Source organism: Streptomyces bugieae, from assembly GCF_036352915.1.
GTDB lineage: Bacteria > Actinomycetota > Actinomycetes > Streptomycetales > Streptomycetaceae > Streptomyces > Streptomyces endophytica.
The window spans coordinates 1-9,671 of the sequence record NZ_JAZBJP010000071.1 but is presented as its reverse complement, the minus strand read 5'-3'; the positions used below and the strand labels follow the sequence as shown (position 1 = coordinate 9,671).

General features: G+C 74.6%; 7 protein-coding genes and 1 tRNA gene. 7 read left to right on the top strand and 1 reads right to left on the bottom strand.

Annotated elements, in window-relative coordinates; genetic code table 11:
- The first annotated feature begins 131 nt into the window (after positions 1-131).
- The 6 genes from V2J85_RS40100 (at position 132) to V2J85_RS40075 (ending at position 6,057) form a co-directional block, all read left to right on the top strand.
- Positions 132-1,571, top strand: coding sequence for a hypothetical protein (locus V2J85_RS40100; protein WP_419836884.1), 1,440 nt, complete (start codon positions 132-134; stop codon positions 1,569-1,571).
- Positions 1,572-3,122 (top strand): hypothetical protein, encoded by a 1,551-nt coding sequence (locus tag V2J85_RS40095; protein WP_330824331.1) that lies wholly within the window; start codon positions 1,572-1,574, stop codon positions 3,120-3,122.
- A gap of 55 nt (positions 3,123-3,177) precedes the next feature.
- A complete protein-coding gene (locus V2J85_RS40090) occupies positions 3,178-4,551 on the top strand; it encodes an AAA domain-containing protein (protein WP_261951279.1) in 1,374 nt (457 codons plus the stop codon).
- A gap of 132 nt (positions 4,552-4,683) precedes the next feature.
- Positions 4,684-5,067, top strand: coding sequence for a hypothetical protein (locus V2J85_RS40085; RefSeq protein WP_410011138.1), 384 nt, complete (start codon positions 4,684-4,686; stop codon positions 5,065-5,067).
- A 215-nt stretch (positions 5,068-5,282) separates the two neighbouring features.
- Positions 5,283-5,921, top strand: a complete 639-nt coding sequence (locus V2J85_RS40080) for a bifunctional DNA primase/polymerase (RefSeq protein ID WP_330824330.1) — start codon at positions 5,283-5,285, stop codon at positions 5,919-5,921.
- A 62-nt stretch (positions 5,922-5,983) separates the two neighbouring features.
- Positions 5,984-6,057, top strand: a tRNA-Lys gene (locus V2J85_RS40075).
- A 67-nt stretch (positions 6,058-6,124) separates the two neighbouring features.
- Here V2J85_RS40075 and V2J85_RS40070 read toward each other — a convergent pair.
- A complete protein-coding gene (locus V2J85_RS40070; RefSeq protein ID WP_261951276.1) occupies positions 6,125-7,366 on the bottom strand; it encodes a M6 family metalloprotease domain-containing protein in 1,242 nt (413 codons plus the stop codon).
- Positions 7,367-7,727: 361 nt separating this feature from the next.
- On the opposite strand from V2J85_RS40070, the gene V2J85_RS40065 reads away from it, so the two are divergent.
- A complete protein-coding gene (locus V2J85_RS40065; protein WP_261951275.1) occupies positions 7,728-9,524 on the top strand; it encodes a putative bifunctional diguanylate cyclase/phosphodiesterase in 1,797 nt (598 codons plus the stop codon).
- The last annotated feature ends 147 nt before the right edge of the window (positions 9,525-9,671 follow it).

Below are 9,671 nucleotides of genomic sequence, written 5' to 3'. Positions count from 1 at the left end.
CCCCCACCCACCCGTGCCAAGCCAGATCCACGCCCGATGCCAGGTCTGAATGTCTGTGCTGGATGTCTGCACTGGATGTCAGTGCCGGATGCCTGTGCTGGATGTCAGTGCCGGATGCGAGACTTCGGCAGGTGAACGTTTTCCGCGACAGTCGAGCCGTGGCGGCCGGTCCTCCGGTGGGGCAGGCGCTGCCGTCATCGAGCCTGCGCCAGAGGCTCAGCGAGTTGCGCGGTCCCGGCGTACGCCCCCGGTCGCTCGACGCCCGGGCGCTCGCCGCGCTGGCCGCCAATCCCGGCTGCCGGCGCCGGGCGCTGCTGGACGGTGCGGGTGTCGACAAGGGCGCGCTGGCCGGCGCCCTCGGTTCGCCGACGGGGTACGGGCAGTCGCAGTTCGCGTTCGTGCGGGGCAACGCCTTCGAGGCCCGGGTGAAGGCGGACGGCGGCGCGGAGCTGCTGCGGCTGGTGCGGGAGCGGCTCGACCCGGGGAGCCCGCCGCCCGAGCCGGAAGGGCCCGGGGCGGTGGCCACGCCCGACCTGTCCGCGGCGGGGCCGGAGGGCCGCGCGGCGCGTACGGCGCTGGCGCTGCGGGAGGCGACCGCGGCCGGCGGGTGGACGCTGCTCGATCATCCGATGCTGGCGGTCGACGTGGCCGGCTCGCCCGCCTATGTGGAGCCGGATGCGGTGGTGGTGCATCCGGACGGCAGCTGGACGGTCGTGGAGATCAAGTCCTTCCCGATGATCGACGGTTCGGCGGACGCCGCCAAGGTGGGCGCCGCGGCCCGCCAGGCGGCGGTGTACGTCCTCGCCCTGGAGCCGGTCGCCGCGCACGCCGCCGCGCACACGGGCCGCGCGGTGCGGGTCCGCGACCGGGTGCTGCTGGTGTGCCCGAAGGACTTCTCCAACCTCCCCACGGCCGCGCCCGTCGACATCCGCAAGCAACTGGCCACGACCCGACGGCAGTTGGCGCGCCTCACCCGGGTCGAGGAGATCGCCGCCGCCCTCCCGGAGGGGACCACCTTCGACCTGCGGCTGGCGGACGACGGGAAGACCCCGACCCGCCCGGCACAGGAGCTGGCCGCGGCCGTGGGGGCGGTCGGCGCGGCCTACGCCCCCGAGTGCCTGGCCGCCTGCGAGCTGGCCTTCCACTGCCGCAAGCACGCCCGCCAGGAGGGCGCGGTGGAGGCGCTGGGCCGCGGCGTCCGGGGTGAGCTGGGCGGACTGCGCACCATCGAGGAGGTGCTGGCGGCGGCCCGCCTCGGAGACCCGGGCAGCGACGGGCCTCCGGGCACGCCGTGCGAGGGCCCGCGTGCGGAGGCCGGCCCGGGCGATACGGCCGGCTCCGACGCCCCGACCGGGCCCGACGCCCCGACCGGGCCCGATGACCCCACCGGGCCCGATGCCCCGGCCGGCCCCGACGACCCGGCCGTCCTCGCCCTGCGCCGGGCCGCCGCGCTGCGCGCCGAGGCACTGGCGGCCGCCGCCGTACCGCGGACGCCGGCGGACGGACCCTACGTACCGCGGGCGACGGCGGAAGGGCCCGCCGTGCCCCACCCGCGAGCGGAGGAGGCGTAGATGTCGCTGATCGAGACGCTGGCCCGGATGGAGGCGGTGGCCGCCGGCCGCGCCCGCCCGCGCTGCACGGTCCGGCACCGCCATCTCTCCGAAAGCCCGCTGGTCCTCGTGCCGTTGACGACCGCGGGCGAGGCCGGTGCCCCGCTGGGCGCGCTGGTCGGCACGGACCGTGAGAAGCCCGCCCTGCTGGCCGTCCCGCAGCCGCGCAACCGCGATCTGCGGTTCGCGTTCCTCGCCGAGCTGGCCGAGACCGTGCTCCCGTACGTGGACGGTTTCGCCGACGCCGTGGAGTGGGAGGAGCGCAAGGAGACCGACCCCGAGACCGGCAAGAAGGTCCCGGTGCAGGTCGAACTGTGCGCGGACGCCCCGCAGTTGATCGTCCCCAGCGCGGCCGGTGTGGAGTACGTCCGGCTGCTGGGCCGCTCGATGCGGTTCCGGCGGACCGCCGAGCAGGAACCGGAGGCGGCCCATCCCGCGCCGCCGCACGTCCCGCTGCTGGGCCGCTGGCTGACGCATTTCGGCGAGCGTGCGCGGGTCCCCGGAGCCAGTCTGCTGCTCCCCATGACGGGGCTGCTGGCCCGCCATTGGGCGACCGGCCAGAGCGTGCTGGAGGACCAGCACCTGGGCGCGCTGCTCGCCTGGATCGACCCGCCGCCGGGGAGGTCCGGCCAGGAGGCCGCCGAGTTCGCCGAGTCGGCGCGCGACGCCGACGGCCAGCTGCGGTGCCCGCCCGCCGGGCCGGCCACGGACCCGGCGTTCGACAACCGCCTCCTCGCGCCCGCGATGGCCCGTTACGACGCCGGGCTGACCGGCGCCGAGGAGGAGCTGCGCGCCCTGATCGAGGGGCAGTTGCGGCCGACCTGGGACGCCGTCTGGCGCGGCCTCGACCTGCTGCGGGCGCTCCCCGAGGGCGCCCGGGTCGCCGACCGCTGGAAGCGCGACCGCTGGTCGTACACGGCGCACCGCGACCGGGTGCGCGCCGGGGAGCCGCCGCAGCCCCGGCGGGACGACGCGGTGACCGCCGCGCAGAAGCTGTCCGCCCGGGAGACCGCGCAGGCGCAGCTGGACGCCCAGGAGGCGCTGGACGACCCGTTGGTGATGGCGGGCCGCCGGCTGGCCGGGGAGGCGTTCGCGGGCACGGTGACCGCCGTGGAGATGGCGATGTCCGAGGGCAAGCGCCCGATGCCGCGCCCCCTGGTGACGCTGCGCACCGCCGACCGCCCCCTGCTGTCCGGCGGCGCCAAGCTCTACCGCCCGCTGGCGGACGGCCGCACCCAGCCCGCCGAGTTCGTGGCGTACGCGCCGGGCGAACCGGACGTGCTGGTGGTGCGGCTGACCGGTGGGATGGGCCGGAGCCGGACCCCGGAGCCCGGCTCGGTGCCGGAGCCCGCGGACACGGTCTGCTGGACGCTGTTCGAACACGCCCCGCGCGGCGGCCCGGAGCTCCCGGACCCGGAGGACACCCCGTGGACCCACGGCGGCCCGCCCTCCGCCACCACGGACGCCCCGCACGAGACCGCCGACCCGGTGACCGCGGAGGACTTCCTGTGACCCGCACCCGCCCCCGGACCGCCCTGCCCGCCACGCCTTGGGAGATCACCGCGGAATGACGGCCCTTCAGGACCCGCCCCCCACCGCCGGCGCCGGCGCCCGGGACGCCGATCCCTCCGTGGCGGCCGCGGCGGCCACCGACGCGATCCTGCGCGACACGCTGCACGGCACCCGCCGCGGCGTCGTCGTCGACTCCCCGCCGGGTGCCGGCAAGTCCACCCTGGTCGTCCGCGCGGCCCGCGAACTGGCCGCCGCCGGGCGCCCGTTGATGATCGTCGCGCAGACCAATGCCCAGGTCGACGACCTCGTGCTGCGGCTCGCCGAGAAGGACCCGGAGCTGCCGGTCGGTCGGCTGCACAGCAGTGAGCCCGGCGCGTTCGACCCGGCGCTGGCCGAGCTGCCGGCGGTCCGTACGTCCGCGAAGATCGCCGATCTGGCCGGGCTGGACGTCGTGGTGTCGACGGCCGCGAAGTGGGCCTACACCAAGGTCGAGGAGCCGTGGCGGCACGCCATCGTGGACGAGGCGTACCAGATGCGGTCGGACGCGCTGCTGAGCGTGGCCGGGCTCTTCGAGCGGGCGCTGTTCGTGGGCGACCCCGGGCAGCTGGACCCGTTCAGCGTGGTCGGCGCCGAGCAGTGGGCCGGGCTGACGTACGACCCGTCGGCCAGCGCCGTCTCCACCCTCCTCGCGCACAACCCCGACCTGCCGCAGCACCGCCTCCCGGTCTCCTGGCGGCTGCCCGCCTCGGCCGCCCCGCTGGTCTCGGCCGCGTTCTACCCGTACACGCCGTTCCGCAGCGGCACCGGGCCCGGTGAGCGCCGGCTGGCGTTCGGGGTGCCGGGCGACGGCTCGGGCGTGGACCGGGTCCTGGACGAGGCCGCCGAGTCCGGGTGGGGCCTGCTGGAGCTGCCCGCCCGCCGTACGCCGCGGACGGACCCGGAGGCGGTGCGGGCGGTGGCCCTGGTGGTGCGGCGGCTGCTGGACCGCGGCGGCGCGGCGAGCGGTGAGCACGCGCCGGAGCCGACGCCGCTGACCGCCGCCCGGATCGCGGTCGGCACGGCCCACCGCGACCAGGCCGCTGCGGTCCGCGCCGCCCTCGCGGAGCTCGGGGTGTCGGACGTCACGGTGGACACCGCCAACCGCCTCCAGGGCCGCGAGTTCGACGTCACGGTCGTCCTGCACCCGCTCTCCGGGCGGCCCGACGCCACCGCGTTCCATCTGGAGACCGGCCGGCTGTGCGTGCTCGCGTCCCGGCACCGCCACGCCTGCATCGTGGTCTGCCGGGCCGGGGTCGCGGACCTCCTCGACGAGCACCCCTCGACGGAGCCGGTCAGCCTGGGCGTCACGGTGAAGTTCCCGGACGGCTGGGAGGCGAACCACGCCGTCCTCGCCCACCTGCAGGAGCACCGGGTGGCCTGGCGGCCGTGAGACCGGGGGCCCTCGGGCCGGGCGGAACGGGCCCGGCGGACCCCCGGCGCCCCCTCCGTGCACCTCACGCCCCAGGGCGCACTTGCGCGAGGCGGGACAATGGAATGCGGCACACGATCTGGAGGTACGTACATGTCCGAGCCGCGACCGGCTCCCGACCCCCGTGGTACGGCACCGAGGCCACGGCGCATGAAGCCCGCGCAGCTGCTCTTCGAACCACCCGAGGCCGTTGCCGACCCCGAGCACTTCTTCGACCTGGAGTCGATAGAGGACCCGCGCGAGCTGTTGAGCCGCGCGACGGAGCTGACCCTGGCCTTCCGCGCCGCGGCCGACCGCGCCACGGAGTTCCAGGCGCTGGCCGCCGCCCAGCTGGCCGACCCGAGCCGGTTCGATCGGCTGCCGCTGGCCGTGCTCGCCGAGCAGGCCGAGTGGACCGAGGACTACGCCCAGAAGATGATCGAGTTCGGCCGCAGCCTGATGCGGAGCGGCGGCACGCTGCTCGGCGACATGGACTGACCCCGTCCGCGCACCGACCCGTCCGACGACCGGCCTCCGCGGGCCGACCCGTCCGCTCGTTCACATCCATCACAGACGCCCCACGACGGCTCATGGTCACCAACCATGAGCCGCTGGCATATGCGAAGGGGCAAGGTACCGGGTCCCGTGCCACGCCGTCCCGGTTTCCACCAATCAGCCGAGCCGGTACGGCCCGTATCGGTAGACCTGTTCCCATGAGTGACCGGCTGCCCGACCTCCCCCGCACCCCCGCCCACCCCGCCACGTCGTACGTCACCCTCGCCGGCGCCGACTGGCTCGCCTCGGCCAGCCCCCACCCGGACGACCTGCACGCCCTGTGGGCGCTGCGGCCGGACGCGCCGAGCGTGCTGCCGTGCGGGACGGCCTTCGACGTCATCAACGCCCCGGCGCTGTTCGGGCGGCGGATGGTGGACCGGCTCTGGTCCGCCGGCCCCGGTTCCGGGCCGGTGGCCGCGCACCGCGGGCGGATCCTGCTGTTCGCCACGCCGGGCACCGCCCAGCGGCTGCCGGCGCTGCTGGTCTGGGAGGAGTGGGCGGCGGCCGTCCCGCCGCTGCTGTGCCACGGCAGCGGGGACGCGGTGACCATCCCGCCGCTGCACCCGCATGCCGCCCCCGCCACCCGTACGGGCCCGCGTACCGCACCGCGTCCGCGCACCGCTCCGGCCGACGACGACTCCGTCGCGGGCTCCCGGTGGCTGGTGGCGCCGGACGTCCGCCGGCCCTGGCTGCCGGGGCCGGACGTGCTGCTGTGGGCCTGTGTCCGCGCGGCCCGCCCGGCGGCCGGGGAGGCAGCGGAAGCCGCAGGTCAGCCCCGCGTTTCGGCGCTGGCCTAGGGCAGCGGGAAACCGATTTTTGTCCTCCCCGATCAGGATGCTAATGTTTTCCCCGTCAGCAGGCGCCGCTAGCTCAGTTGGTTAGAGCAGCTGACTCTTAATCAGCGGGTCCGGGGTTCGAGTCCCTGGCGGCGCACAGACGGTCGAAGGCCCTCACCTCAGGTGGGGGCCTTCGTCATGGGCGCGGAACGACGCCCCTGTCGTCACCCCCGGCCGATCTTGACCGCCCAGTCGCCGTCGCCGGTCCGCCCGGCCACCTGGATCCGTACGCCGTCCTTCGCGTCGTCCATGCTCTCCCCCACGCCCAGGGGCGCGTCCGCGAGCGGCGGGTAGACGGAGGTGCCCCAGCAGGCGGAGGTGGTGGGGTGGCCGTCGAGGACGTGGACCGGGCCCGAGCCGGAGGCGGTCGCGCTGTCGATGCGGTAGGCGAGGACGCCCTCGCTGCACAGGGAGCGGTCGTTGCCCAGGGCGCTGCGCGCCTCGATGGCGAGCGCGCTGTCGGGGCCGGTGCGGAGCACCAGCAGCCGCGGACGGCGCTGCCCGCGGGGTTCGAGGGGGGCGGTCAGGGTGCGGAGCGAGTACATGCCGGGGTGTGCGAGATCGACGCAGGCAACCTGGTTGTCGGCGATCCAGCCGAGCTTCCACTTGTGCCAGGCGAAGGGATCGGGCGCCAGTCCGAACTGGCTGCCCATGAGGTCCCAGTCCCCCACATAGGTGTCCCAGTCACCCTTGCCGCTCTGCGGCCGGTGGTACAGATCGGGCAGGTCGAAGACGTGACCGGTCTCGTGTGCGAGGACGTTGCGGTCCGGCGGGCTCTGCTCGAAGACGGTGACGAAGCGGCGCAGCTCGTGATCGTCGGCATGCATCGGCTGATCGAGGTTGACCACTTTGGTGGCATCCGAATCGACGCCGGGCGCCTCCGGATCGGCGACGAAATAGACCACGTCATAGCGGCCGAAGTCCACCGAGGGGTCGGCGGCGGCGACCGCGTCGCGCAGGTAGGCCGCGCGCCGTCCGGCGTCCCAGTCGCGCTGTATGCCGTACGAGACGGACGAGCGCGGCATCCGCACCCAGGGGCGGTGGACGTGCGGGCGCAGCCGGAACCGGCCGTAGGAGGCGCGCTCGAAGAAGGCGGAGGTGGCGGGAAAGTAGTCGCGGGCCAGCGCTTGCGGGGCGGCGGCCGGCCGGGAGTCCGGGAAGGAGAGGTAGATCAGCACCGCGTCGAGCGGGCGGTCCGGGCGGGTGTAGGAGCCGTTCCAACTGTCCAGGCCCTCGGAGTGGTGGGCCTCGCTGCGGCCCAGCGCACAGGGGAGGGCGGCCTCGGAGGCGGTGGCGGGCCCGGCGACGATGGACGTGGCGATCAGCGCACTCAGCGCGGTGAGCACGGCCGCCAGGCGCCGCAGGCGGCGACGGTCGCCCCCGTCGGGCGTCTGGGCGCGCGGCACACGGACCTCCAGGGACGGATTCGGGGACCTCATCTACCCTGTGGCGATTTAATGCTATTCGTCCTGTTTCCGGGGCCCAGACGAGTGATCGGCGCGTCTCCACCGCCCCGTAACGGACAGTCACAATCGACCAACGGGGCAATCGCCGCGAACAGAGCCGGGCAGAAATGGCTGAAGTTCCGTCATGTGGGCCGGGGAGCACGGCTGCGTCGCTGGATCGGCCCTCGTGCCAGCCTCTATGATCGCCACACTTTCCAGCGCGGGATCCCCCCTCCATCACGAGACAAGCGCCAAGCGGGAGCGAGCAGTGAGCGGACACCCCGACGGCCCGGGCCGCACGCCCGGAGCAACGCTGCCCTCAGTGACGGAACGTAACGGCACCACCAAAGAATCCGGCGACGCCCGGCACGCCCCGGCCGGCCGCCACGACGACTCCGCCGCCTCCCTCGGCGACTACCGCGCCGCCTTCCACGCGGGCCGGCTGGCGATGGCCGTGCTCAACCGCGACGGACTGGTCCTGGCCGCCAACCCCGCCTTCGGCGAGCTGGTCGGCGCCGACCCGGAGGACCTGGTGGCGGCGACCGCGGCGGACCTCACCGACCTGGGTGCCGACCCCCGGGTGTGGACCGCCTACCGCGAGGTGCTGTGCGGCCGCAGCGACCGGCTGCGCTGCACCCGCCGCCTCAAACACCCCGAGGGGCACTCCGTATGGGTGGAAGTGACGGTCGAGCCGCTGACGCCGGAACCGCTCAGCGGCGAGGAGCGGATGCTGCTGTCGGTGGCCGACATCAGCGACCGCCACGACCTGCTCGCCCGGCTGCGGCACCTGCAGATGCACGACCCGGTGACCCGGCTGCCCAACCGGGCGCTGTTCTTCGAGCGGCTGGCCGCCGCCCTGGAGACGGCCGCCTTCGACGCGACCGGCACCGGCCGGATCGGGCTCTGCTACCTCGACCTGGACGGCTTCAAGGCCGTCAACGACACCCTCGGGCACCGGGTCGGCGACCGGCTGCTCAGCGCGGTGGCGCAGCGGCTGATGCGCTGCGCGGAGACCGACGACGACCGCGGCACGGGCCGCACCGGGCATCTGGTGGCGCGGCTCGGCGGCGACGAATTCGCCCTCCTGGTGGAGGACTCCACCGGCACCGACCAGCTGGCCGAGCTGGCCCAGTGCGTGCTGGACGCGCTGCAGCGCCCGTTCGACCTGGCCGGGCAGCGGCTCTCGGTGTCGGCCAGCATCGGCGTGGTGGAGCGGGCCGCCGGCGGCACCACCGCGACCGGCCTGATGCAGGCCGCGGACACCACGCTGTACTGGGCCAAGGAGGACGGCAAGGCCCGCTGGACGCTCTTCGACCCGGAGCGCAACGCCCACCGGATGACCCGCCAGGCGCTGTCCAGCACGCTTCGGCCGGCCGTCGACCGCGGCGAATTCACCCTGGAGTACCAACCACTGGTCGGACTGGGGGACGGCCGGGCGCAGGGCGTGGAGGCGCTGGTCCGGTGGCGGCACCCGCAGTTCGGGACGCTGTCGCCGAATCGGTTCATCGCGCTGGCGGAGGAGAACGGCGCGATCGTCGAGCTGGGCCGGTGGGTCCTGGAACGCGCCTGCCACCAGGCCCGCGCCTGGCAGCTGGCGCACCCCGACGGCCGGCCGCTGTTCGTCAGCGTCAATGTGGCCGTACGTCAGGTCTGGGACTCCGACCTGGTCGCGGACGTCGCCGGGATCCTCGCCGAGACCGGTCTCCCGCCGCGGCTGCTCCAGCTGGAACTGACCGAGTCGGCGGTCATGGGCTCCGCCGGCCGCCCGCTCCAGGCCCTCCAGGCGCTGAGCGACATGGGCGTACGGATCGCCATCGACGACTTCGGCACCGGCTACTCCAACCTCGCCTACCTCAGCCGCCTCCCGGTTTCCGTATTGAAGCTCGACGGGTCGTTCGTCCGCGGGTTCCGCTCCCAGGAACACCCCAATCCGGCCGACGAGATGATCGTCGAGGCACTGGTGGCACTCGCCCACCGTCTCGGGCTCACGGTCACCGCCGAATGCGTCGAAAGCGCCGAACAGGCGGAGCGGCTTCGCCGCATCGGCTGCGACACGGGGCAGGGGTGGCTCTACTCTCGCCCCGTAGCGCCGGACCGGGTCGCGGCGCTCTTTATTTAGCGCCGTACGTTTTCGGCTGGCCCGCCGTGGGGGTTGCTGTTTCTTCCGCCTTCGGCGGGCGTGGGGGTTGTTGGGCCGGGGGCGCTCGCTTGGTGGGTGGTGCCGGGTGTGGTCCTCCGGGGGCGGGTTTCCGGACTGCTGACGCTT

What these genes read in the sequence shown, in the direction of transcription:
- V2J85_RS40090 (WP_261951279.1), top strand. Translation starts at nt 3,178, where the DNA reads ATGACGGCCCTTCAGGACCCGCCCCCCACCGCCGGCGCCGGCGCCCGG.
- V2J85_RS40085 (WP_410011138.1), top strand. Translation starts at nt 4,684, where the DNA reads ATGTCCGAGCCGCGACCGGCTCCCGACCCCCGTGGTACGGCACCGAGG.
- V2J85_RS40080 (WP_330824330.1), top strand. Translation starts at nt 5,283, where the DNA reads ATGAGTGACCGGCTGCCCGACCTCCCCCGCACCCCCGCCCACCCCGCC.
- V2J85_RS40095 (WP_330824331.1), top strand. Translation starts at nt 1,572, where the DNA reads ATGTCGCTGATCGAGACGCTGGCCCGGATGGAGGCGGTGGCCGCCGGC.